The following is a 23,182-nucleotide window of genomic DNA, read 5'->3' as shown; positions in this document are numbered from 1 at the left end:
TCTCCTATGTGCGGATCAGGTATCCGGTGGCCGGCAGTTCCTCGCCGTCCAGTCGCGCCCCGGTGGCGCCCAGTCGCAGGCGCCCTTCGGCGAACCAGCGCATCGCCAGCGGATAGATGCGGTGCTCCTCGGCATGTACGCGCTGGGCCAGGCTTTCCGGCGTGTCGCCGGACTCTACCGGCACCACCGCCTGTACGACCAGAGGGCCACCATCGAGTTCCTCGGTGACGAAGTGCACGCTGCAGCCGTGCTCGGCGTCGCCGGCCTCCAGCGCACGCTGGTGGGTGTGCAGGCCCTTGTACTTCGGCAGCAGCGAGGGGTGGATGTTCAACAGGCGGCCTTCGTAGTGGCGCACGAAACCGCCGGTGAGGATGCGCATGAAACCGGCCAGCACCACCAGCTGCGGATCGAAGCCGTCGATGGCCTCGACCAGTGCGGCGTCGAAGGCCTCGCGACCGTCGAACTGCTTGTGGTCCAGCACCCGGGTGGGAATGCCGGCGTTCTGCGCGCGGACCAGGCCGTAGGCATCGGCGCGGTTGGAGATCACCGCGGCGATGCGCGCGGGGGCGCCCTCGCTGGCGATGCTGTCGATCAGGGCCTGCAGGTTGCTGCCGGACCCCGAGATCAGCACCACGACATTGCAGTCGGCCATCAGTGGGCTTTCAGGTTGTTCAGCACGACCTGCTCGGCGCCGTCGGCGGCCAGGGCGATCTGGCCGATCACCCACGGCTGCTCGCCGGAGGCACGCAGGCTGGCGAGGGTGGCCTCGACCTGGTCCTGGGCCACGCAGAGGACCATGCCCACGCCGCAGTTCAGCACGCGGTGCATCTCGTGCTCGTCGACGTTGCCCTTTTCCTGCAGGAAGTCGAACACCGCCGGGCGGGTCCAGCTGGCCACGTCGATCACCGCCTGGGCGCCTTCCGGCAGCACGCGCGGGATGTTGTCGAGCAGGCCGCCGCCGGTGATGTGGGCCATGGCCTTGACCGCGCCGGTGTCCTTGATCAGCTTCAGCAGCGGCTTGACGTAGATGCGGGTCGGCGCCATCAGCAGGTCGGCCAGTTTCTTGCCGTCCAGCTCGGTGGCTTCGATGTCGGTGCCGGAGACTTCGAGGATCTTGCGGATCAGCGAGTAGCCGTTGGAGTGCGGGCCGGAGGAGGGCAGGGCGATCAGCGCGTCGCCGGTGGCCACCTTGGAGCCGTCGATGATCTCGCTCTTCTCCACCACGCCGACGCAGAAGCCGGCCAGGTCGTAATCCTCGCCCTCGTACATGCCCGGCATCTCGGCGGTCTCGCCGCCGACCAGGGAGCAGCCGGCCAGCTCGCAGCCGGCGCCGATGCCGGTGACCACGGTGGCGGCCACGTCGACGTTGAGCTTGCCGGTGGCGTAGTAGTCGAGGAAGAACAGCGGCTCGGCGCCGCAGACGACCAGGTCGTTGACGCACATGGCGACCAGATCCTGGCCGATGCTGTCGTGCTTGTTCAGGTTCAGCGCCAGGCGCAGCTTGGTGCCGACGCCGTCGGTGCCGGACACCAGCACCGGCTGCCGGTAGCCGGCGGGGATTTCGCACAGGGCGCCGAAGCCGCCCAGACCGCCCATGACCTCCGGACGCGCGGTGCGCTTGGCCACGCCCTTGATGCGCTCGACCAGGGCTTCGCCGGCGTCGATGTCGACACCCGCATCCTTGTAGCTGATGGAGGGTTGCTTGCTCATGGGATCAGGCCTTTGAAAAGGGGGAAATGCAGTGGGCGACCGGCCTGCCGGACCGGTCCGCGAAGGCGCGCGATTTTATCAGGCTTGCCCGCCAGCGGCCACCGGGCGCGACGGTTGCCGGGGGACAGGCGGCTGTTTAAGGTATAGCCCTTCGCGTGCCGCGCCGGCACGTCCTTCCGAACCGGGAACCTATCGATGCGCCTGTCCGCCCGCCTCTTCGCCCTCTGCCTTTCGCTGCCCGGCCTGCCGGCCCTGGCCGAACCGGTCAGCGGCCTCTACCAGGTACGCGAGCCGGTCGCCAGCCAGCAGCCGGAGGAGCGCAGCGCCGCGCTCAACCGCGCGCTGGAGACCCTGGTGCTGCGCCTGACCGGCGACGCCGGCGCGGTGCAGAGCGCCGGCCTGGAAGGCGTGCGCAAGGACCCGCAGCAACTGGTCAGCCAATATGTCTACGAGGGCGACAGCCTGGTGGTGGACTTCGACCCGCTGACCACCGAGAACAAGCTGCGCCAGGCCGGCCTGCCGCTGTGGGGCGCCAACCGCCCGTCGATCCTGGCCTGGTGGCTGAACAGCGGCGTAGAGGGCGCGAACCTGGTCGGCGACGGCCAGGAGGCGTCCACGCCGCTGCGCCAGGCGGCCCAGCACCGTGGCCTGCCCCTGCGCCTGCCCCTGGCCGATCTGCAGGAGCAACTGGTCGCCACCCCGGAAAACCTCGGCGCCAACCAGCCGGAGGCCCTGCAACCGGCCTCGGAGCGCTACGGCGCCGATGCGCTGCTGGCCGTCCAGGCCCGTGAGGAAGATGGCCAGTGGCAGGCGCAGTGGCGCCTGTGGCTGGGTGACAGCCGCGAGCAGGGCAGCGTCCAGGCCGCTGATCAGAAAGCCGTGGCCGACGCCGTGCTGCTGGCCGTGAGCGAGCGCCTGGCGCCGCGCTTCCTGGTCAAGCCCGGCGCGGCCAGCGCCATCACCGTGGAAATCCAGGGCGCCGACCTGCGCCGCTATGCCGAGATCGAGCGCATGCTCGAGCCGTTCGCCGCGCGCCTGCTGCGGATCAGGGGCGACCGGATGGAGTGGCAGGTCAACGCCAGCGCCGATCAGCTGCGTGCCCAGCTGGGACTGGCCGGCCTGCGCGAACTGCCGGCCGAGGCTGAGCCGGTGGATGCCGGCGCCGATCCCCAGGCCGCGCCCACGCCGGCCCCGACCAACCTGATGCGGTTCGGCTGGTAGCCGGCGAGCCGGCCGTTCAAGGACAGACATGCGGCAAATGTTCGATGCCCGGCGACCGGGCTCGCAGATTCCATCAACGAGGCGGAGTGCCTGAGATGACCGATTCGCGGCGCTGGATGTGGCTGGCAGGACTGTTCCTGTGCGGCTGGCTGATCTACCTGCTCACCCCCATCCTTTCCCCCTTCCTGGTGGCGATGCTGCTGGCCTACATGGGCGACCCGCTGGTGGACCGCCTGGAGCGCCGGGGCCTGTCGCGCACGCTGGGCGTGGTCATCGTCTTCGGCCTGTTCAGTCTGCTGCTGCTGATCATGCTGCTGGTGCTGATCCCCATGCTCGGTCGCCAGCTGGTGCACCTCTACGAACTGGCGCCCCAGGGCCTCGACTGGGCCCAGCACCAGGCGCTGCCCTGGGTCCAGTCGCAGCTCGGCCTGGCCGAGGGCTTCTGGCGCTTCGACCAGATCAAGCAGGCGTTGTCCGGGCACCTGGGCAAGACCACCGACATCGTTGGCGGCCTGCTTGCCCATGCCACTGCGTCCAGCCTGGCGCTGCTCGGCTGGCTGGGTAACCTGTTCCTGATTCCGGTGGTGGCCTTCTACCTGCTGCGCGACTGGGACCTGATGATGGAAAAGCTGCGCAACCTGCTGCCCCGTTCCCGCGAGGGGCTGGTCGTGAGCCTGGTCGGCGAGTGTCACGAGGTGCTGGGGGCGTTCATGCGTGGCCAGTTGCTGGTGATGCTGGCGCTGGCCACCATCTATTCGGTCGGCCTGATGATCATCGGCCTGGAGCTGGGGCTGCTGATCGGCCTGCTCGCGGGGCTGGCCAGTATCGTCCCCTACATGGGCTTCATCGTCGGCTTCGGCGCCGCCGTGGTGGCGGCGCTGTTCCAGTACGCGGGCTTCGACCTGTACCCGCTGATCGGTATCGTGGTGGTGTTCGGCATCGGCCAGTTGCTGGAAGGCACGGTGCTGACGCCGATGCTGGTCGGCGACCGCATCGGCCTGCATCCCGTGGCGGTGATCTTCGCCATCCTCGCCGGCGGCCAGCTGTTCGGCTTCACCGGGGTCCTGCTGGCGCTGCCGGTGGCCGCAGTGGTGATGGTGCTGCTGCGCCATGCCCACGACTTCTACAAGCAGTCCGTCATCTACGACTCGCCGCCATCTGCCGACTGAGCGGCGAACGGAGGGGCGCGCGTGGGGCGCTGGTAATGGCAGGGTTCGACTAGCGGAAGCACCTGGGTGCTTCCGGAGGCGCTATCGACTGGAGGCGGCCGCCACGTTGGCCCGCGCCCTGTGCAGCTTCTTGTAGCTGTCGATCAGGCGCAGGTGCCGGTCGAGACCTTCCAGCTGCATGCTGGTAGGCGTCAGGCCGAAGAAGCGCACGCTGCCGTCCACCGACCCCAGCGCCGCATCCATCCGCGGGTTGCCGAACATCCGGCGGAAATTGGCCTCGTAGTCGTCCAGCTCCAGCTCGTCGTCCAGCACCACTTCCAGCACCACGTTCAGGGCCTGATAGAACAGGCCACGCTCGACCGTGTTGTCGTTGTACTGCAGGAAGGTCTCCACCAGCTCCTTGGCGTCTTCGAACTTCTTCAGGGCGAGCTGGATCAGCAGCTTCAGCTCCAGGATCGTCAGCTGGCCCCAGACCGTGTTGTCGTCGAATTCGATGCCGATCAGGGTGGTGATGTCGGTGTAGTCATCCACCTCGCAGTTATCCAGGCGCTTGAGCAGTGCCCTGAGTTTGCGGTCGTCCAGGCGATGCAGGTTGAGGATGTCCTCGCGGAACTGCAGCGCCTTGTTGGTGTTGTCCCAGATCAGATCGTCCACCGGATAGATTTCCGAGTAACCCGGCACCAGGATGCGGCAGGCGGTCGCGCCCAGATGCTCGTACACCGCCATGTACGCTTCCTTGCCCATGGCTTCGAGAATGCCGAACAGGGTCGCGGCTTCCTCGGCGTTGGAGCTTTCTCTTTCGCTGGAGCCCTGGCCGGAGAAGTCCCACTCGACGAACTCGAAATCGGCCCTGGCACTGAAGAAACGCCAGGACACCACGCCGCTGGAGTCGATGAAGTGCTCGACGAAGTTGTTCGGCTCGGTCAGCGCGTGGCTTTCGAAGGTCGGTTGCGGCAGGTCGTTCAGGCCTTCGAAGCTGCGCCCCTGGAGCAGCTCGGTGAGGCTGCGCTCCAGTGCCACCTCGAGGCTCGGATGCGCGCCGAACGAGGCGAACACGCCGCCGGTACGCGGGTTCATCAGGGTGACGCACATCACCGGGAATTCCCCGCCCAGCGAGGCATCCTTCACCAGCACCGGAAAGCCCTGTTCTTCCAGCCCCTGGATGCCGGCCAGGATGGCGGGGTATTTCGCCAGGACTTCCTGCGGCACGTCCGGCAGGGCCAGCTCGCCTTCGAGGATTTCGCGCTTGACCGCGCGCTCGAAGATTTCCGACAGGCACTGCACCTGCGCTTCGGCCAGGGTGTTGCCGGCGCTCATGCCGTTGCTGAGGTACAGGTTCTCGATCAGGTTGGACGGGAAGTACACCACCTCGCCATCCGACTGGCGCACGAACGGCAGCGAGCAGATGCCGCGCGCGGTGTTGCCGGAGTTGGTGTCGTACAGGTGCGAGCCGCGCAGCTCGCCGTCGGGGTTGTAGATCTGCAGGCAGTGCTCGTCGAGGATTTCAGCCGGCAGCGCATCCTTCGGACCCGGCTTGAACCAGCGTTCGTCCGGGTAGTGCACGAAGTCCGCGTTGGCGATGTCCTCGCCCCAGAACTGATCGTTGTAGAAGAAGTTGCAGTTCAGCCGCTCGATGAACTCGCCCAGCGCCGACGCCAGGGCGCCTTCCTTGGTCGCGCCCTTGCCGTTGGTGAAGCACATCGGCGAATGCGCATCGCGGATATGCAGCGACCAGACGTTGGGCACGATATTGCGCCACGAAGCGATCTCGATCTTCATGCCCAGGCCCGCCAGGATCCCCGACATATTGGCGATGGTCTGCTCAAGTGGCAGGTCCTTGCCGAGAATGTGGGTGCCCGCCGCCGAAGCCGGACCCGGCATCAGCAATGCCTGGGCATCGGCACCCAGGTTCTCGACTTCCTCGATCACGAACTCGGGACCGGTCTGCACCACCTTCTTCACCGTGCAACGGTCGATGGAGCGCAGGATGCCCTGGCGGTCTTTGGCGGAGATATCCGCCGGCAGCTCGACCTGGATCTTGAATATCTGGTTGTAGCGGTTTTCCGGGTCGACAATGTTGTTCTGCGAAAGCCGGATATTGTCGGTGGGAATGCTGCGGGTCTCGCAGTACAACTTCACGAAGTAGGCGGCACACAACGCCGATGAGGCCAGGAAGTAATCGAACGGACCGGGTGCCGAGCCATCGCCCTTGTAGCGGATGGGCTGGTCGGCCACCACGGTGAAGTCATCGAACTTGGCTTCGAGACGAAGGTTGTCGAGAAAGTTGACCTTGATTTCCATGCAGGTTTCAGGCTTCCACTCAGACGTTGAACCTGAAGTGCATTACATCCCCATCCTTGACGATGTATTCCTTGCCTTCCAGGCGCCATTTGCCGGCTTCCTTGGCGCCGCCTTCGCCCTTGTACTGGATGAAGTCGTCGTAGGCGACCACTTCGGCGCGGATGAAGCCTTTTTCGAAGTCGGTGTGGATCACGCCGGCGGCCTGCGGGGCGGTGGCACCGACGCGCACGGTCCAGGCGCGGACTTCCTTCACCCCAGCGGTGAAGTAGGTCTGCAGGTTGAGCAACTGGTAGCCGGCGCGGATCACGCGGTTAAGGCCCGGTTCTTCGAGGCCGAGGGACTCGAGGAACATGTCCTTCTCCTCGCCGTCGTCGAGTTCGGCGATCTCCGCCTCGATCTTGTTGCACACCGGCACCACGATGGCGCCTTCTTCCTCGGCGATGGCGCGAACCACGTCGAGGTGCGGGTTGTTCTCGAAGCCGTCCTCGGCGACGTTGGCGATGTACATCACCGGCTTGCTGGTGAGCAGGTGGAAGCCACGGATGACCTGCTTCTCCTCGGCGCTCATGTCCTTCATCAGGCTGCGCGCCGGCTTGCCCGCGCTGAAGTGGGGGATGAGCTTCTCGAGGATGGCCTTCTGCGCCAGGGCGTCCTTGTCGCCGCCCTTGGCGTTGCGGGCGACCTTCTGCAGCTGCTTCTCGCAGCTGTCGAGGTCGGCGAAGATCAGTTCGAGGTCGATGATCTCGATGTCGCGCTTGGGGTCGACGCTGTTGGCGACGTGGATGACGTTCTCATCCTCGAAGCAGCGCACCACATGCGCGATGGCGTCGGTCTCGCGGATGTTGGCGAGGAACTTGTTGCCCAGACCTTCACCCTTGGAGGCGCCCGCCACCAGGCCGGCGATGTCGACGAATTCCATGGTGGTGGGCAGCACGCGCTCGGGCTTGACGATGGCGGCCAGGGCGTCGAGACGGTTGTCCGGCATCGGCACGATGCCGCTGTTCGGCTCGATGGTGCAGAAGGGGAAGTTCTCCGCGGCGATGCCGGATTTGGTGAGGGCGTTGAACAGGGTGGACTTGCCGACGTTGGGCAGGCCGACGATGCCGCAGTTGAATCCCATGGTGTATCCCTCGCGGAGATGAATTCGTTGGAAAGGGTCAGGCTTTCTGGCTGTGCAGTTTCTGCATGGCCTTGGTCCAGTCGCCGGCGAGCATCTCGGGCAGCACGCCGAGGGCGTTGTCGACGCTCTTGTCCAGCAGCTCCTGCTCGCTGCGCGGGGCGCGGCCGAGGACGAAGCCGGAGACCAGGCTGGCGTGGCCGGGGTGGCCGATGCCGAGGCGCAGGCGATGGAAGCCGTTCTGGTTGCCGCACTGGGCGATGATGTCGCGCAGGCCGTTGTGGCCGCCGTGGCCGCCGCCGGTCTTGAGTTTGGCGACGCCGGGAGGCATGTCGAGTTCGTCGTGCGCCACCAGCATGGCGTCCACCGGAATGCGGAAGAAATTCGCCAGCGCCGCCACGGCCTGGCCGCTGCGGTTCATGTAGGTGGTGGGGATGAGCAGACGGACGTCGCGGCCCTGATGGCTGAACTTGCCCACCAGGCCGAAATACTTCTTGTCGAGGGCGAGGCCGACGCGTTGGCTGTCGGCCAGGCGCTCAACGAAAAGGGCCCCTGCGTTATGCCGGGTCTGGTCGTACTCGGGGCCCGGGTTACCCAGGCCGACGATCAGTTGCACAGCAGTCACGGAGAGGCCCTTCCTTAAAAGGCGAGCTGAGTGGATTACTCGGCTGCGCCTTCTTCGTCTTTCGCTACGCGGGAAGCGTGGATGTTGGCGACTGCCAGGTCGTTGCCGTGGGCCAGGGCCACCAGCTCGACGCCTTTCGGCAGTTTCAGATCGGACAGGTGAACGATCTGGCCGACTTCCACCTTGGCCAGGTCGATTTCGATGAATTCCGGCAGGTCTTGCGGCTGGCAGGAAACTTCGACTTCGCTGATGGTGTGGGACACTTCGCCGCCTTGCTGCTTCACGCCGACGGAGCTGGCTTCGTTGACGAAGTGCAGGGGAACGTGGGCGCTCAGTTTCTGGCCGGCGACGACGCGGACGAAGTCGGCGTGCATCACGTAGCCCTTGGACGGGTGGCGTTGTAGGGCCTTGATCACGACGTTTTCGGCGGCGCCGGCGACGTTCAGGGCCAGCACGTGGCTGAAGGCGGCTTCGTTTTCCAGCAGCTTGGCCAGGTCTTTGGCCAGCAGGCTGATGGACTGGGCCGGCTTCTCGCCACCGTAGATCACGGCGGGAACCAGGTTTTCGTTACGACGCAGGCGGCGGCTCGCACCTTTCCCCAGGTCGGAACGCACTTCGGCATTCAGGGCAAATTCAACAGTCATTTCACTTCTCCAAAATAACCAAACCGCCTTCACGCTTGCGACCAGCGTTGGGCGGTAGGGCAAAAAGCCCCGCTCGGGGCGGGGCGCTTTACGTCGGCGCCGTTCCTTAGCGGAACATGGCGCTGATCGATTCTTCGTTGCTGATGCGGCGGACCGCTTCGGCGATGACGGGGGCCATGTCCAGCTGGCGGATGCGCGAGCAGGCCTGGGCCGCGGCGGACAGCGGGATGGTGTTGGTCACCACTAGTGCGTCCAGCACGGAATTCTCGAGGTTCTCGATGGCGCGGCCGGACAGCACCGGGTGGGTGGCGTAGGCGTAGACCTTCGAGGCGCCGTGGTCCTTCAGGGCCTTGGCGGCGTGGCACAGGGTGCCGGCGGTATCGACCATGTCGTCGACCAGCACGCAGGTGCGGCCTTCGACATCGCCGATGATGTGCATGACTTCGGAGACGTTGGCCTTCTCGCGGCGCTTGTCGATGATCGCCAGGTCGACGCCCAGGCTCTTGGCCACGGCGCGGGCGCGGACCACGCCGCCGATGTCCGGGGAGACGATCATCAGGTTCTCGAAGCGCTGGTCCTGGATGTCGTCGGTCAGCACCGGGGAACCGTAGATGTTGTCCACCGGAACGTCGAAGAAGCCCTGGATCTGGTCGGCGTGCAGGTCGACGGTGAGCACGCGGTCGATGCCGACCACGGTCAGCATGTCGGCCACCACCTTGGCGCTGATCGCCACGCGGGCGGAACGCGGGCGGCGATCCTGGCGGGCGTAGCCGAAGTAGGGGATGACGGCGGTGATGCGGGTCGCCGAGGAACGGCGGAAGGCGTCGGCCATCACCACCAGTTCCATCAGGTTGTCGTTGGTCGGCGCGCAGGTCGGCTGGATGATGAAGACATCCTTGCCGCGCACGTTCTCGTTGATCTCGGCGCTGATTTCGCCGTCGGAGAACTTGCCTACGGAAGCATCGCCCAGGGGGATATGCAGCTGACGCACGATGCGACGAGCCAGGTCGGGGTTGGAGTTCCCCGTGAAGACCATCATCTTGGACACGCGCAGTACCTGCCTGGTGTGGTTCCGATGAAAAAAGCTGTTCAAAAAGCCTGGCTCTCTGAACAGCTTTCGAGTGTATGGCAGGGGCGGCTGGATTCGAACCAACGCATGGCAGGATCAAAACCTGCTGCCTTACCGCTTGGCGACGCCCCTGTGGAGTCTGTCGAATGCTGGGAGGTTAATGGCAGGGGCGGCTGGATTCGAACCAACGCATGGCAGGATCAAAACCTGCTGCCTTACCGCTTGGCGACGCCCCTGTATCGGATAACCGACGTTCCCGCATTCACTTCCGAGTTGCCGTTTCTAGCTTGCGGTGCAACGGAGACCGATTGCAGCCGCGAGCGATGAAGCTCGGCAGGGTGGCCGGAAGTTGGCGCGAGACTTTATCAGCATCGGCCTGGTTTGGGAAGCTCCCAAACACGCAAGCTCCGGTTCCGGTCATCTTTGCTGCAACAAATTTGTTGAGCGTTATCAGAGCGTTACGCACTTCGGGGTAGCGCTTCTCGACAACCGGCTGGCAGTCGTTACGACCGCCCCCCTCGGGAAGGCTGCGAACTGTAATGGCGGGGGTATCACGTGTCAACTCGGGGTCGGCAAAAACTTCCGCGGTGCTGATGCTGACCTGCGGGACGGCGACCAGGAACCAGGGCTCTTCCAGTTCCACCGGCTGCAGCCGTTCGCCCACACCCTCGGCGAAGGCCGCGCGGCCGCGCACGAACACCGGCACGTCGGCGCCCAGGGCCAGGCCCAGGGCGGCCAGGCGATCCTCGTCCCAGCCCAGCTGCCACAGGCGGTCCAGGCCGAGCAGGGTGGTGGCCGCGTCCGAGCTGCCGCCGCCGATGCCGCCGCCCATGGGCAGGCGCTTGTCCAGCCAGATATCGGCGCCGAGGGCGGTGCCGGATTCCTCTTGCAGGCGGCGTGCGGCGCGCACGATCAGGTTGCTGTCGTGGGGCACGCCGGCGATCTCGGTATGCAGGACGATCTCGCCATCCTCGCGGCGGGAGAAGCCCAGCTCGTCGCCGTGGTCGAGGAACTGGAACAGGGTCTGCAGCTGGTGGTAGCCGTCGGCGCGGCGGCCGAGGATGTGCAGCATCAGGTTGAGCTTGGCCGGGGCGGGCAGGATCAGTTCGGCGTGGTCGGGAATGGCTTGGGTCGTCATGGGCAGTCGTGGCCCGAATACGGGCCGGGGCGCTTCCGGTGGTGTCGTTGCCCGGACCGCATCCGGGCTACAGGGTGGGTTCGCGGGTCGAGGCCGCTGCTACTGGCCGAGCTGGCGCGGCTGCCAGTCCTTGATCACCAGGGTGATGTCGAGGTCGGTGCCATGCAGCTTGATGCGCTCGGGCAGACGATAGCCTTTCTGCTCGGCGTAGCTCAGGTATTCCAGCTTCCAGCCGTCCTGCTCCAGGCGCGCCAGGTGGCTGTTCTCGTCGAGGGTGACGCGGCTCTTGCTGCCCGGCGCGGGCAGGCCGCGCACCCACCACAGCAGGTGCGACACCGGCAGGCGCCAGCCGAGCTGTTCTTCCAGCAGGGCCTCGGGCGACTCGGCTTCGTAGCGGCCCTGGTTGGCCACCTCCAGCATGACGTTGCCCTCGCGCCCGGTCAGGCGCGCGGCGCCCCGGCCCAGCGGGCCGGACAGGCGGATGTCGAAGTAGTCCTGGCGCTGCAGCCAGAACAGGGTGCCGCTGCCCGAGTCCTTCGGCGCGCGGATGCCGACCTTGCCGTTGATCTGCCAGCCGTCCAGGGCGGTCACCCTGGCCTTGTGCGCCTGCCACTGCTGCCGGTCGCCCCGGCCCTCCACGGCCTCGCGGCTGGTGAGGCCGGCGCAGCCGGCGAGGAGGGCGATCAGGCTGAAGATGAGAACGTGGCGAAACATGGGTCAGAGCTTCTCCGAACCGGTCAGGCGCTGGATGGTGGAGCGCAGGATGGGACTGTCGGGCTGGGCTTCGAGGGCCTTGGCCCACACGTCGCGGGCCTCGCGCTGCTTGCCGCGGACCCAGAGCACTTCGCCGAGGTGGGCGGCGACCTCGTGGTCGGGGAACTTGAGCAGGGCGGCGCGCAGGTAGCGCTCGGCCACGTCCAGGTTGCCCAGGCGGTAGTTGACCCAGCCCAGGCTATCGAGGGTGGCGGCGTCGCCGGGGTTGAGCACGTGGGCACGCTCGATCAGCTCCCTGGCCTCCTCGTAGCGGGTGGTTCGGTCGGCCAGGGTGTAGCCGAGGGCGTTCAGCGCGGTGGCGTTGTCCGGCTCACGCTCGATGATGCCGCGCAGGTCGCGCTCCAGGCCGTCCAGGTCGCCGCGTTTCTCGGCCAGCATGGCGCGGGTGTAGAGCAGGTTGGTGTCGCCCGGGAACTGCGCCAGGGCCTGGCCGATCACCTTCCACGCCTCGTCCAGGCGCTGGCGGTTGGCCAGGGCCTCGGACTCGATCAGGTACAGCTGGATGGCGTAGTCGGGCTGGCTCTCGCGGCTGCGGGCCAGGCGGCTGCCGGCTTCGGCGGCGCGATCGCTGTCGAACAGGATCTCGGTCTGGCGCAGCTGGGCCGGCAGGTAGTCGTCGCCGGGGCCGACCAGGCCGTATTCGACCAGCGCGCTCTCCTGATCGCCGCGCTGCTCGTAGAGGCGGCCCAGGTTGAAATGGGCGGCATCGACGTGGGCATCGCGCGCCACCAGTTCTTCCAGGTAGACGGCGGCCTCGTCCCAGGCCTCGGCCTCCAGGGAGACCAGCGCCAGCGAGTAGCGCAGGTCGTCGTCGTCGGGGAACTGCTGGACCAGGCCGGCGAACTCGCTCCGGGCGTCGTCCAGGCGGCCCAGTTCGACCAGTTGGCGGGCATAGGCCAGGCGTACACGCTTGTCGTCGGGGTGGCGCTTGATGCCGCTCTTCAGCAGCGGCAGCGCTTCCTTGCCGCGATCCAGGCTCTGCAGCAGGCGGGTGCGCAGCAGCAGCGGGGGGATTTCCTCTTCGCTGGCAGCGTGGTCTTCGAGCAGTTCGAGGGCTTCCTCTGCGCGGCCGTCCTGATGCAGCAGCAGTGCCTTGCCGAACAGCAGCTGGCCGTTCTCCGGGTACTTCTGCAGCAGGCGGTCGAAGCTCTGCAGCAGGCCGGCGCGGGTGTCTGGGTCGGTCTCGGCGGCGGACAGGGCGAGGAAGTCGAAGTGGGTGTCGCCCTGGCCCTGCAGCACCTTCTCCATGTAGGCCATGGATTCGTCGTAGCGGCCGGCGCGGGCCAGCTGGATGGCGGCGGCGCGCTGGGCGTCGACGCTGTCGGGCGCGCTGTTCGACCAGATCAGCGCGCTGTCCAGGGCGGCCTGCTCGGCGCCCAGGTACTCGGCGATGCGGAAGGAGCGCTCGGCCACGCCGGGGTCCTGGGTGGCGTTGGCCTGCTGCACGTAGTTGCCGAGGGCGATGTCGAAGCGATCGCGCTGGCCGGCCAGTTCGGCGGCGAGCAGCGAATACAGGGTTTCCTCGCTGAACGAGGCGTATTGCTTGGGCGCCGCCGGAGCCTTGCTGGCTGCCGCGTCCTCCACCGGCGGGGTGCCGTCGGGCGAGGGGGCCAGGCTCTGGCAGCCGGCGAGCAGGAGGGAGGCGGTCAGCAACGCGAGGGATTTGTTCATATAAGGAAAGGTGCGATTCGTGGCGTGGCTGCATCATGACACAAGCGGCGGCGGCAAGCCCACCGCGCCGCGTGGGTTTCGCCGGGGCGTCTGGCCGGGCCTGGTGGAGTGGCCGGTCCGGTCGTTTCGAGCGGGGGCATGGCCGCTATCGGGTCAATTTGTCGCAATAGTTGTTCTCCCTTGGGTGACGTAGGACAATCGCCCGCTATCCCGAATTCCCCTAGCGACCCTGCATGGCCTTCCTCGCCCTCGGCATCAACCACAAGACCGCCTCGGTGGACGTCCGCGAGCGCGTGGCCTTCACTCCCGAGCAACTGGTCGAGGCCCTGCAGCAGTTGTGTCGCGTCACGCCCAGCCGCGAGGCGGCGATCCTCTCCACCTGCAACCGCAGCGAGCTGTATCTGGAGCAGGACCAGCTGTCCGCCGACGAGGTGCTGCGCTGGCTCGCGGACTATCACCGCCTCAGCCTCGACGAGCTGCGCGCCTGCGCCTACATCCACCAGGACAACGAGGCCGTGCGCCACATGATGCGGGTGGCCTCGGGGCTCGACTCCATGGTGCTCGGCGAGCCGCAGATCCTCGGCCAGATGAAATCGGCCTACGCCGTGGCGCGCGAGGCCGGCACCGTCGGGCCGCTGCTGGGCCGCCTGTTCCAGGCCACCTTCAGCACCGCCAAGACGGTGCGCACCGATACCGCCATCGGCGAGAACCCGGTGTCCGTCGCGTTCGCCGCGGTCAGCCTGGCCCGGCAGATCTTCGCCGACCTGCAGCGCAGTCAGGCCCTGCTGATCGGCGCCGGCGAGACCATCAGCCTGGTCGCCCGCCACCTGCACGACCAGGGCGTGAAGCGCATCGTCGTCGCCAACCGCACCCTGGAGCGCGCCAGCCAGCTGGCCGAGCAGTTCGGCGCCCATGCCGTGCTGCTGGCCGACATTCCCCAGGAGCTGGCGTACAGCGACATCGTCATCAGCTCCACCGCCAGCCAGTTGCCGATCCTCGGCAAGGGCGCGGTGGAGCGCGCGCTGAAACAGCGCAAGCACAAGCCCATGTTCATGGTCGACATCGCCGTGCCGCGCGACATCGAGCCGGAAGTGGGCGAGCTGGACGACGTCTACCTCTATACGGTGGACGACCTGCACGAGGTCATCGAGGAGAACCTCAAGAGCCGCCAGGGCGCCGCCCAGGCCGCCGAGGAGCTGGTCAGCGTCGGTGCCGACGACTTCATGCAGCGCCTGCGCGAACTGGCCGCGGTGGACGTGCTGCGCGCCTACCGCCAGCAGGCCGAGCGCCTGCGCGACGAGGAACTGGCCAAGGCCCAGCGCATGCTCGCCAACGGCAGCAGCGCCGAGGACGTGCTGGCCCAGCTGGCCCGTGGCCTGACCAACAAGCTGCTGCACGCGCCCAGCGTGCAGCTGAAGAAAATCTCTGCCGACGGCCGCTTCGAAGCGCTGGCCGTGGCCCAGGAACTGTTTGCCCTCGACGAGGGCCCGAGCAAGACATGAAAGCCTCCCTGCTGAAGAAACTCGACATCCTCCACGATCGCTTCGAGGAACTCACCGCGCTGCTCGGCGACGGCGAAGTGATCGGCGACCAGACCCGCTTCCGTGCCTACTCCAAGGAGTACGCCGAGGTCGAGCCGGTGATCGGCGCCTACCGCGAATTCCGCAAGACCCAGGACGACCTCGAGGGCGCCCAGGCGCTGCTCAAGGACAGCGACCCGGACCTGCGCGAGATGGCCGAGGAGGAAGTGGCCCAGGCCAGGGAGGCGCTGGTCGAACTGGAGGACCGCCTGCAGCGCATGCTGCTGCCCAAGGACCCCAACGACGGCCGCAATGTGTTCCTGGAAATCCGCGCCGGCACCGGCGGCGACGAGGCGGCGATCTTCTCCGGCGACCTGTTCCGCATGTACTCGCGCTACGCCGAGCGCCAGGGCTGGCGGGTCGAGATTCTCTCCGAGAACATCGGCGAGCACGGCGGCTACAAGGAAGTCATCAGCCGCGTCGAGGGCGACAACGTCTACGCCAAGCTCAAGTTCGAGTCCGGCGCCCACCGCGTGCAGCGCGTGCCCGAGACCGAGTCCCAGGGGCGCATCCATACCTCGGCCTGCACCGTTGCCGTGCTGCCCGAGCCGGACGAGCAGCAGGCCATCGAGATCAACCCGGCCGACCTGCGCGTGGACACCTACCGCGCTTCCGGCGCCGGCGGCCAGCACGTGAACAAGACCGACTCGGCGATCCGCATCACCCACATTCCCACCGGAATGGTGGTCGAGTGCCAGGAAGAGCGCTCGCAGCACAAGAACCGCGCCAAGGCCATGGCCTGGCTGGCGGCCAAGCTGCAGGACCAGCAGGACGCCGCCGCGCACAAGGAAATCTCCGACACGCGCAAGCTGCTGGTGGGCTCGGGTGACCGCTCCGAGCGCATCCGCACCTACAACTTCCCCCAGGGGCGGGTCACCGATCACCGCATCAACCTGACCCTGTATTCGCTGAACGAAGTGATCGGCGGGGCGGTGGAGCAGGTGATCGAACCGCTGCTGCAGGAATACCAGGCCGACCAGCTGGCCGCCCTGGGCGATTGATTTGCACTCTTCTCCTGGGGGTGAGGGTTTCAGGTTGCTCCGAGTTGCCTGTGTCACCCTCACCCCAGCCCTCTCCCAGAGGGAGAGGGGGTTGAAAGCATAGGACCTCGCGCATGGCCTCCATCCAATCCCTGCTCGATAGCGTGGTGCTGCCCGATTCGCCGACGGCGCGGCTGGATGCCGAGCTGCTGCTGGGCGCCGCACTCGGCAAGCCGCGCAGCTACCTGCGCACCTGGCCCGAGCGCGAGCCGGGCACCGAGCAGCTCGCCACCTTCTCCGCCATGCTCGACCGCCGCCGCGCCGGCGAGCCGGTGGCCTACATCCTCGGCCACCAGGGCTTCTGGAGCTTGGACCTGGAGGTCGCGCCGCACACCCTGATCCCGCGTCCCGATACCGAGCTGCTGGTGGAGACCGCCCTGCAGCTGGCCCCGGCCACGCCGTTGCGTGTGCTCGACCTGGGCACCGGCACCGGCGCTATCGCCCTGGCCCTGGCCAGCGAGCGCGGCGGCTGGTGGGTGACCGGCGTGGACCGCATTCTCGATGCGGTTGAACTGGCCGAGCGCAATCGCCAGCGCCTCAAGCTGGACAATGCTGAGTTCCGCCAGAGCATCTGGTTCGAGGCGCTGGCTGGCGAGCGCTTCGGCCTGATCGTCAGTAACCCGCCCTATATCGCCGCGGAAGACCGGCATTTGGGCGAAGGCGATGTGCGCTTCGAGCCGATGAGCGCGCTGGTGGCCGGCGCCGATGGCCTGGACGATATTCGCCAGATCATTGGTGATGCGCCGCAGCATCTGGAGGCCGGCGGCTGGCTGCTGCTGGAGCATGGCTATGATCAGGCCGAGGCGGTGCGAGCGTTGCTGAGCGACGCCGGCTTCCTCGCCGTGGAGAGCCGCCGCGACCTGGGCGGCCATGAGCGCATTTCCCTGGGACGGTGGTCGGCATGAACCTGAGCGACGACGAACTGCTGCGCTACAGCCGGCAGATATTGCTGGCGCAGATCGACGTGGCCGGGCAGATCAGGTTGAAGGCGAGCCGCGTGCTGATCGTCGGCCTCGGTGGCCTCGGTTCGCCGGTGGCCCTGTACCTGGCCGCCGCCGGCGTCGGCGAGCTGCACCTGGCCGACTTCGACACGGTGGACCTGACCAACCTGCAGCGGCAGATCATCCACGACGGCAGCCAGGTCGGCGTCGCCAAGGTGGATTCGGCCATGGCCCGGCTCGCCGCGCTCAATCCGCAGATCACGCTGGTGCCCCATCGCGTGGCACTGGACGAGGACTCCCTGGCCGCCGCCGTGGCGGCGGTGGATCTGGTGCTCGACTGCTGCGACAACTTCACCACCCGCGAGGCGGTCAACGCCGCCTGCGTGGCTGCGGGGCGGCCGCTGGTGTCCGGCGCTGCGATCCGCCTGGAGGGGCAGCTCGCGGTGTTCGACCCCCGCGATGCAGCGAGCCCCTGCTACCACTGTCTGTACGGCCACGGCAGCGAGGCGGAGCTGACCTGCAGCGAGGCCGGCGTTGTCGGCCCGCTGGTGGGGCTGGTCGGCAGCCTGCAGGCGCTGGAGGCGCTCAAGCTGCTGGCCGGTTTCGGCGAGCCGCTGGTGGGCCGCCTGCTGCTGGTCGACGCCCTGGGCACGCGCTTCCGCGAGCTGCGGGTCAGGCGCGACCCGGCGTGCAGCGTGTGTGGAGGGCGGCCGTGAGCGAGGCGCCGATAGGCCTGTTCGACTCCGGCGTCGGCGGCCTCTCGGTGCTGCGCGAGGTCCGTGCGTTGCTGCCGGCCGAGTCGCTGCTGTATGTCGCCGACAGCGGCCACGTGCCCTATGGCGAGAAGAGCTCCGAGTTCATCCGTTTACGTAGCCAGAAGATCGCCGAGTTTCTCCTCGGGCAGGGCGCCAAGGCGCTGGTGCTGGCCTGCAACACGGCCACCGCGGCGGCCGTGGCCGACCTGCGCGAGCGCTATCCCGAGCTGCCCATCGTCGGCATGGAGCCGGCGGTGAAACCGGCGGCGGCCGCGACCCGCAGCGGCGTGGTCGGCGTGCTGGCGACCACCGGTACGCTGAAGAGCGCCAGGTTCGCCGCATTGCTGGACCGTTTCGCCAGTGACGTGCGGGTGATCACCCAGCCCTGCCCGGGGCTGGTCGAGCAGATCGAGGCCGGCGAACTGGACGCGCCGCGCACCCGCGAGCTGCTGCAGGGATGGGTCGGGCCGCTGCTGGCCGAGGGCTGCGACACCCTGATCCTCGGCTGCACCCACTACCCCTTCATCGAGCCGCTGCTGCGCGCGATGGTGCCGGCGTCGGTCAGCCTGGTGGACACCGGCGCCGCGGTGGCACGGCGTCTGCAAGTGCTGCTGGAGCAGCATGGCCTGCGCGCCGAAGGTCCGGCGCTGGCGACCCGCTACTGGTGCAGCGGAGACGTCGCGGCCATGCAGCGGGTGCTGCCGAAATTATTGTCTGAACTTGCAGACGTCCGGTCGCTCCCTGTTTGAGGCGAAGTGACTGTTTCATTTCGGCTGTATCTTTCTCTGATACAAAAGTTTTCTATACTCCAGCGCGATAAAGCGTTCATCACCCCCTCGGTAACAGGAAGGTTACATGAAGAAGATAATTGCTCAGGCGACCGTGATAGCCCTCGGCCTGGCCAGCCTTTCCGCTCAAGCCGTCGATTTCACCGCAGCGGTGGGTCAGAGCGGCGACTCGACCATGGTCTACCGGCTGGGCGCCCAATGGGATTGGGACAACAGCTGGTGGGAGAGCAGCGTAGGTCGCCTGACCGGTTACTGGGATGCCGGCTACACCTACTGGGACGGTGACGAGACCTCCACCAACCACAGCCTTTCGTTCAGCCCGGTATTCGTCTACGAATTCGCCGGCGACAGCGTGAAGCCCTACATCGAGGCCGGCATCGGCGTCGCGGCCTTCGCCAACACCAAACTGGAAAGCAACGACCTGGGCTCCTCCTTCCAGTTCGAGGACCGCATTGGTGCGGGCGTGCGCTTCTCCGGTCAGGAAGTGGGCATTCGTGCCATCCACTATTCCAACGCCGGCATCAAGCAGCCTAACGATGGCGTGGAAGCCTATACCCTGCATTACCGCACCAGCTTCTGAATGCGGGTGTCCTGAAAGAGCCGGGCCGGGTGCCCGGCTTTTTCATGTCCGTGTCCCCGTTGCGTGTTGCAGACGCTACAGCTGCTCTGCGGAAACGGCCCGCTTGCACTATCAATAGAAACCCACCCTACGCGCTGCGTGGCCAAGCCCCTCTATCTGAACGCTGCAGCTATTCCCCTTCGGGCCAGCGCAAGCGCTGTTCAGCGATACAACTGCTGTCCCGCCTGCGCGGGAATGACGGCTTCGGAGGAAACTCCACCCTACCTCGTCATCCCCGCGCAGGCGGGGATCCAGAAGGGCTCAGGGCACTACAACATCTAACGGGGCATGGCCTTTGCCATGCCTGTTCGTCAGCGGTAGATGCCGGGCATGCCGCCGCGTTCGTCGCGGCATTCGGCCGAGCCCATCTCGAACTCGCGGCAGATCAGCGGGCGCACCTCATAGATGGTGCAGCGCATGCTGTCGCGGTCCAGCGCCGCGCACCAGCCGTCATCCAGGCGACGCATCACCTCGCCGCCCCAGTCGTCGGTGTCGATGAAGCGCCGGGGCACGCCGGTATCGGTGATCAGCATCACTTCCAGCTGACAGCAGCAGGCGGCGCAGTTGCTGCAACTGATGTCGGCGGTGGGGAGCTGCAGGTGGGGGATGGTGCTCATGGGCGCGCAGTGTACGGCAGCTTGCGCCTGCGCGGGTGCCGGCTGGTCGGCGCGCAGGGCTTCAGGCTGGGTCGTTTCCTCGCCGGGGCAGGTCGCGGAATGCCGCCAGGGCACGCTCGCGGGAGGCGCCGAGGTCGACCATTGGCGGCGGGTAGTCGGATGCGGTCGCCGCGAACAGGTCACTCCGCGCGGACGGATCGTGGATGTCACGGTCGTCCAACGCCGCCAGCTCCGGCAGCCAGCGGCGGATGAAGCGGCTGTCCGGATCGAATTTGCGCGACTGGCTGAGCGGATTGAAGATCCGGAAGTAGGGCGCCGCGTCGGTGCCGGTGGAGGCGCTCCACTGCCAGCCGCCGTTGTTGGCCGCCAGGTCGCCGTCGATCAGGTGGCGCATGAACCAGCGCTCGCCCTCGCGCCAGTCGATCAGCAGGTTCTTGGTCAGGAACATCGCCACCACCATGCGCAGGCGGTTGTGCATCCAGCCGGTCGCCAGCAGTTGGCGCATCGCCGCGTCGATCAGGGGGATACCGGTGCGGCCCTGCTGCCAGGCTTCCAGCTCGTCCGGCGCGTGACGCCAGGGCACGGCCTCGGTCTCCGGGCGGAAGGCGCGGTGCCGCGAGACGCGCGGGTAGCCGACCAGGGTGTGCTTGTAGAACTCGCGCCAGAGCAGCTCGTTGATCCAGGCGACGGCGCCGGGATTGCCGGTATCGAACTCGCCCCGGTTGCCGCGCAGCGCGGCGTGCAGGCACTGGCGCGGCGACAGCACGCCGGCGGCCAGGTAGGGCGAGAGCCGGCTGGTGCCGTCCACCGCCGGCAGGTCGCGGCGCCGCTCGTAGTCGCCCAGCATCTCGTCGGCGAACAGGGCGAGGCGCTCGCGCGCGGCCTCCTCGCCAGCCGGCCAGTGTTCACGCAGCTCGGCGTCTGGCGTGGCGAAGCCCTCGACCTCACCGGGGATGGCGTCGCTGGCGATATCCAGCGGCTGCTGTCGGGACGGCAACGGCACCAGGGCGGGCAGGGCGGTGTGCAGGCGCTGGTAGCAGACCTTGCGGAACTGGCTGAACACCTGGAAGTAGCCGCCGGACCTGGTCAGCACGCTGCCGGGGCGGAAGAACAGCTGGTCCAGCCAGTGGTGAAAGGTCACGCCGTCACGACGAAGCTCGTGCTCCACCGCTTGGTCGCGGGCCTGCTCGTTGAGGCCGTATTCCTCGTTGACCCACACCCCGGCGATGTCGTGCTCGCGGCACAGTTCGGCGAGCACCCTGGGCGCGTCGCGCCAGTGAGGCGCAGTGCGGATCAGCAGCGGCACGTTGAGCGCCGCCAGGCGCGGGCGTAGTTCGGCCAGGTTGCGCAGCCAGAAGTCGACCTTGCACGGCGCGTCGTCGTGTTCGCGCCATTGCTCGGGGCTGATCAGGTACACGGCGAGGGTGGGGCCGGTGGCCATGGCGGAGGCCAGCGCGCTGTTGTCCGCCACGCGCAGGTCGCTGCGCAGCCACATCAGTTGGCGCATGGGATTTCCTCCAGCAGCCCCAGTGCGCGCAGCCGCTGTTCGGCGATCAGCGGGTCGGCGGCTAGGTGAAGGCCGTGCACGGGGCGCAGCTCTTCGGCGTGGATGTCGGCCGCCGGTCCCGCCAGCAGCAACGGCACGGCGCAGGCGTCGAGCAGGCGCGGCAACTGGTGGCGCAGCGCCGTCGCCAGGGCCTGGCTGGAATACAGCAGCAGGGCGCGCGGGGCGATGTGGTCCACCGCCTGCACCAGCTCGTTGGCCGGCACCGCCTGGTCCAGCACCTGCACCGGGCAGCCGGCGCTGCCGGCCAGCCAGGCGCACAGCCACAGGCCGGGCTCCAGGGGCCGTTCGGACTGGCTGACCAGCAGCAGGGGTGAACCCTGTTGCTGGCGGTTGTCGTGGTACAGCCTGGCGCCGAGCTTGCTGCGCAGCCAGGCATGGAAGAACGCCTGTTCCAGACGTGCGCCGAAGGGCAGCTCGCGCCAGCGCCCGTCCAGTTCGGCGAGCAGCGGCAGCAGCAACTGGCGGCAGATGATCGGCGGCGGGTAGAGCGACTGGGCGCGGTTGAAGGCTTCGTCCAGGCTGCGTTCGGCCTGGCGCGCGATGCTTTGCAGCATGGCCTGGCGCAGTTCGTCCCACACCCCGCTGAGCGCCGCCTCGGGCGGTTCGCTGCGGTCCAGTAGCTCGCGCACCTGGCCGACGGCCACGCCCCGGTTGAGCCAGGTCAGCACCTGCTGGATGCGCTGCACCTGTTCGGGCGCGTAGAGGCGGTGGCCCTTGGCCGTGCGCAGGGGCACCACCAGGCCGTAGCGCCGTTCCCAGGCGCGCAGGGTCACCGGGTTGACCCCGGTGCTGCGCGCCACCTCGCGGATCGGCAGGTAGCCCTGGGCCAGGGCGCTCGGGTAGTCGAGGGGCGTCGAGGTCATAGCGCGTTTCTCAGGGCGAGAACGTCCGGGTAGGGACGCAGGTAGTCCTGGTTGGCAACGTAGGCGTCCGGATGGCGCTTGAAGTGGTGGCGCAGCAGGGTCAGCGGCACCACCAGCGGGATCACCCCGCTGCGGTACTGCTCGATCAGTTGCTGCAGTTCGGCGCGCTCGTCGTCGCCGAGCTGCTGTTTGAGGTGGCCGCTCAGGTGCTGCAGCACGTTGCTGTGGGTGCCTCGGGTGGCGTGTCGGCTCAGCGCGGCCATGAGCTGGTCGAAGTAGCGCGGCGCGAGTTCGTCCAGGTCCTGCCGGCCGAGGTCGCCGAGTAGCCGGCCGAGCGCCTTCTGCTGCTGCGGGTGGGTGGCCATCAGCAGGTACTTGTGCCGGGCATGGAAGTCGATCAGCCCCTGGCGGGTCAGGCCGGCATTCAGCAGGCGCTGCCAGCGGCCGTGGACGAACACCCGGTTGAGGAAGTTCTCGCGCAGCACCGGATCGTGCAGGCGGCCTTCGTCCTCCAGCGGCAGGTCCGGGCGCAGGGTGTGCAGGGCGGCGGCGAACACGCCACGGGTGGCGACCTCGGCGAGGTGGCTGTTATCGCGGTACAGCTTGACCCGGTGCAGCCCGCAGGACGGCGACCTGTGCATCAGCACGAAGCCGCTGAGGCCGGGCAGGGCGGCGGCGCGCACGGCCTGGGCCTGCAGCGCGGCGGTCAGGTCGCGGTCGTCTTCCTGCGGTATCAGGGCACGAGGCGCGTGCGGGTCGCCGACCAGGCGGATCGGCGGGCGCGGGCTGCCCAGGCCGGCGGCCATTTCCGGGCAGACCGGCACCAGCTCGAAGTGCTCGGCGAGGATGTCGGTACACAGCGTCGAGCGCTTGTGCCCGCCGTTGTAGCGCACCCGCTCGCCGAGCAGGCAGGCGCTGATGCCCAGCTTGAGACGTTCGCCCATGTGCACCTCCACATACTTGTACAAGGTCG

At 67.5% G+C, this 23,182-nt stretch carries 22 protein-coding genes and 2 tRNA genes; 8 read left to right on the top strand and 16 right to left on the bottom strand.

Translation table 11 applies throughout. The features are described from left to right. Positions 1-4: 4 nt before the first annotated feature. Complete coding sequence (purN, locus tag N7640_RS03995) at positions 5-655, bottom strand: phosphoribosylglycinamide formyltransferase (RefSeq protein ID WP_279903839.1); 651 nt, start codon at positions 653-655, stop codon at positions 5-7. Then, on the bottom strand, positions 652-1,710 hold the full coding sequence (gene purM, locus N7640_RS03990) for a phosphoribosylformylglycinamidine cyclo-ligase (RefSeq protein WP_279903730.1): 1,059 nt from the start codon (positions 1,708-1,710) through the stop codon (positions 652-654). Before purM ends, purN begins: the two co-directional genes overlap by 4 nt. Positions 1,711-1,905: 195 nt before the next feature. On the opposite strand from purM, the gene N7640_RS03985 reads away from it, so the two are divergent. Together N7640_RS03985 and N7640_RS03980 are read left to right on the top strand one after the other, a co-directional pair. Next, positions 1,906-2,931 (top strand): DUF2066 domain-containing protein, encoded by a 1,026-nt coding sequence (locus tag N7640_RS03985; protein WP_279903729.1) that lies wholly within the window; start codon positions 1,906-1,908, stop codon positions 2,929-2,931. A 95-nt stretch (positions 2,932-3,026) separates the two neighbouring features. Further along, positions 3,027-4,100, top strand: a complete 1,074-nt coding sequence (locus N7640_RS03980; RefSeq protein ID WP_279903728.1) for an AI-2E family transporter — start codon at positions 3,027-3,029, stop codon at positions 4,098-4,100. An 81-nt stretch (positions 4,101-4,181) separates the two neighbouring features. On the opposite strand, the gene N7640_RS03975 is transcribed toward N7640_RS03980, so the two are convergent. From N7640_RS03975 to N7640_RS03930, 10 genes are all read right to left on the bottom strand, one after another. Beyond that, positions 4,182-6,401, bottom strand: a complete 2,220-nt coding sequence (locus tag N7640_RS03975) for an OsmC domain/YcaO domain-containing protein (protein WP_279903727.1) — start codon at positions 6,399-6,401, stop codon at positions 4,182-4,184. A 19-nt stretch (positions 6,402-6,420) separates the two neighbouring features. Next, a complete protein-coding gene (gene ychF, locus N7640_RS03970; RefSeq protein ID WP_279903725.1) occupies positions 6,421-7,521 on the bottom strand; it encodes a redox-regulated ATPase YchF in 1,101 nt (366 codons plus the stop codon). Between the two features lie 37 nt (positions 7,522-7,558). Next, positions 7,559-8,143, bottom strand: coding sequence for an aminoacyl-tRNA hydrolase (gene pth / locus N7640_RS03965; protein WP_220813020.1), 585 nt, complete (start codon positions 8,141-8,143; stop codon positions 7,559-7,561). Positions 8,144-8,178: 35 nt separating this feature from the next. Further along, on the bottom strand, positions 8,179-8,787 hold the full coding sequence (locus N7640_RS03960; RefSeq protein WP_279903724.1) for a 50S ribosomal protein L25/general stress protein Ctc: 609 nt from the start codon (positions 8,785-8,787) through the stop codon (positions 8,179-8,181). Between the two features lie 106 nt (positions 8,788-8,893). After that, positions 8,894-9,835, bottom strand: coding sequence for a ribose-phosphate pyrophosphokinase (locus tag N7640_RS03955; RefSeq protein ID WP_220813018.1), 942 nt, complete (start codon positions 9,833-9,835; stop codon positions 8,894-8,896). A gap of 78 nt (positions 9,836-9,913) precedes the next feature. Then, positions 9,914-9,988 (bottom strand) — tRNA-Gln (locus tag N7640_RS03950). Between the two features lie 29 nt (positions 9,989-10,017). Beyond that, positions 10,018-10,092, bottom strand: a tRNA-Gln gene (locus tag N7640_RS03945). A gap of 26 nt (positions 10,093-10,118) precedes the next feature. Beyond that, entirely contained in the window at positions 10,119-10,994 is an 876-nt protein-coding gene (gene ispE / locus N7640_RS03940) for a 4-(cytidine 5'-diphospho)-2-C-methyl-D-erythritol kinase (RefSeq protein ID WP_279903722.1), read from the bottom strand. Positions 10,995-11,093: 99 nt separating this feature from the next. Then, positions 11,094-11,708, bottom strand: a complete 615-nt coding sequence (gene lolB, locus N7640_RS03935; protein WP_279903721.1) for a lipoprotein insertase outer membrane protein LolB — start codon at positions 11,706-11,708, stop codon at positions 11,094-11,096. Positions 11,709-11,711: 3 nt separating this feature from the next. Further along, positions 11,712-13,439, bottom strand: a complete 1,728-nt coding sequence (locus tag N7640_RS03930; protein ID WP_279903719.1) for a tetratricopeptide repeat protein — start codon at positions 13,437-13,439, stop codon at positions 11,712-11,714. A gap of 233 nt (positions 13,440-13,672) precedes the next feature. Here N7640_RS03930 and hemA point away from each other — a divergent pair, with 233 nt between their 5' ends. From hemA to N7640_RS03900, 6 genes are all read left to right on the top strand, one after another. Next, the gene (gene hemA, locus N7640_RS03925; protein WP_220813014.1) at positions 13,673-14,941 is read left to right on the top strand and encodes a glutamyl-tRNA reductase; all 1,269 of its coding nucleotides are present in this window, start codon (positions 13,673-13,675) and stop codon (positions 14,939-14,941) included. Then, positions 14,938-16,020 carry a peptide chain release factor 1 gene (gene prfA, locus N7640_RS03920; protein WP_279903718.1) on the top strand — a complete coding sequence of 361 codons (1,083 nt, stop codon included), beginning with the start codon at positions 14,938-14,940 and terminating at the stop codon, positions 16,018-16,020. Before hemA ends, prfA begins: the two co-directional genes overlap by 4 nt. 113 nt (positions 16,021-16,133) lie before the next feature. Beyond that, positions 16,134-16,964, top strand: a complete 831-nt coding sequence (gene prmC / locus N7640_RS03915; protein ID WP_279903716.1) for a peptide chain release factor N(5)-glutamine methyltransferase — start codon at positions 16,134-16,136, stop codon at positions 16,962-16,964. Continuing rightward, positions 16,961-17,716, top strand: coding sequence for a molybdopterin-synthase adenylyltransferase MoeB (locus tag N7640_RS03910; protein ID WP_279903715.1), 756 nt, complete (start codon positions 16,961-16,963; stop codon positions 17,714-17,716). Before prmC ends, N7640_RS03910 begins: the two co-directional genes overlap by 4 nt. Then, complete coding sequence (gene murI / locus N7640_RS03905) at positions 17,713-18,504, top strand: glutamate racemase (RefSeq protein ID WP_279903714.1); 792 nt, start codon at positions 17,713-17,715, stop codon at positions 18,502-18,504. The genes N7640_RS03910 and murI overlap by 4 nt, the downstream gene beginning before the upstream one ends. 106 nt (positions 18,505-18,610) lie before the next feature. Then, positions 18,611-19,123 carry an acyloxyacyl hydrolase gene (locus N7640_RS03900; RefSeq protein WP_220813009.1) on the top strand — a complete coding sequence of 171 codons (513 nt, stop codon included), beginning with the start codon at positions 18,611-18,613 and terminating at the stop codon, positions 19,121-19,123. Between the two features lie 350 nt (positions 19,124-19,473). Here N7640_RS03900 and N7640_RS03895 read toward each other — a convergent pair whose 3' ends face one another. The 4 genes from N7640_RS03895 to N7640_RS03880 form a co-directional block, all read right to left on the bottom strand. Next, positions 19,474-19,779 (bottom strand): YkgJ family cysteine cluster protein, encoded by a 306-nt coding sequence (locus tag N7640_RS03895; protein ID WP_220813008.1) that lies wholly within the window; start codon positions 19,777-19,779, stop codon positions 19,474-19,476. A gap of 61 nt (positions 19,780-19,840) precedes the next feature. Beyond that, entirely contained in the window at positions 19,841-21,286 is a 1,446-nt protein-coding gene (gene phrB, locus N7640_RS03890; protein WP_279903711.1) for a deoxyribodipyrimidine photo-lyase, read from the bottom strand. Next, the gene (locus N7640_RS03885) at positions 21,274-22,209 is read right to left on the bottom strand and encodes a MerR family transcriptional regulator (protein WP_279903710.1); all 936 of its coding nucleotides are present in this window, start codon (positions 22,207-22,209) and stop codon (positions 21,274-21,276) included. The genes phrB and N7640_RS03885 overlap by 13 nt, the downstream gene beginning before the upstream one ends. After that, entirely contained in the window at positions 22,206-23,153 is a 948-nt protein-coding gene (locus N7640_RS03880; RefSeq protein ID WP_279903709.1) for a DUF523 and DUF1722 domain-containing protein, read from the bottom strand. Before N7640_RS03880 ends, N7640_RS03885 begins: the two co-directional genes overlap by 4 nt. Between the last annotated feature and the right edge of the window lie 29 nt (positions 23,154-23,182).

Source organism: Pseudomonas sp. GD04015 (assembly GCF_029837675.1).
GTDB lineage: Bacteria > Pseudomonadota > Gammaproteobacteria > Pseudomonadales > Pseudomonadaceae > Aquipseudomonas > Aquipseudomonas paralcaligenes.
Note: the sequence above shows the minus strand (reverse complement) of the source record. Positions and strands in the feature narration are given on the sequence as shown.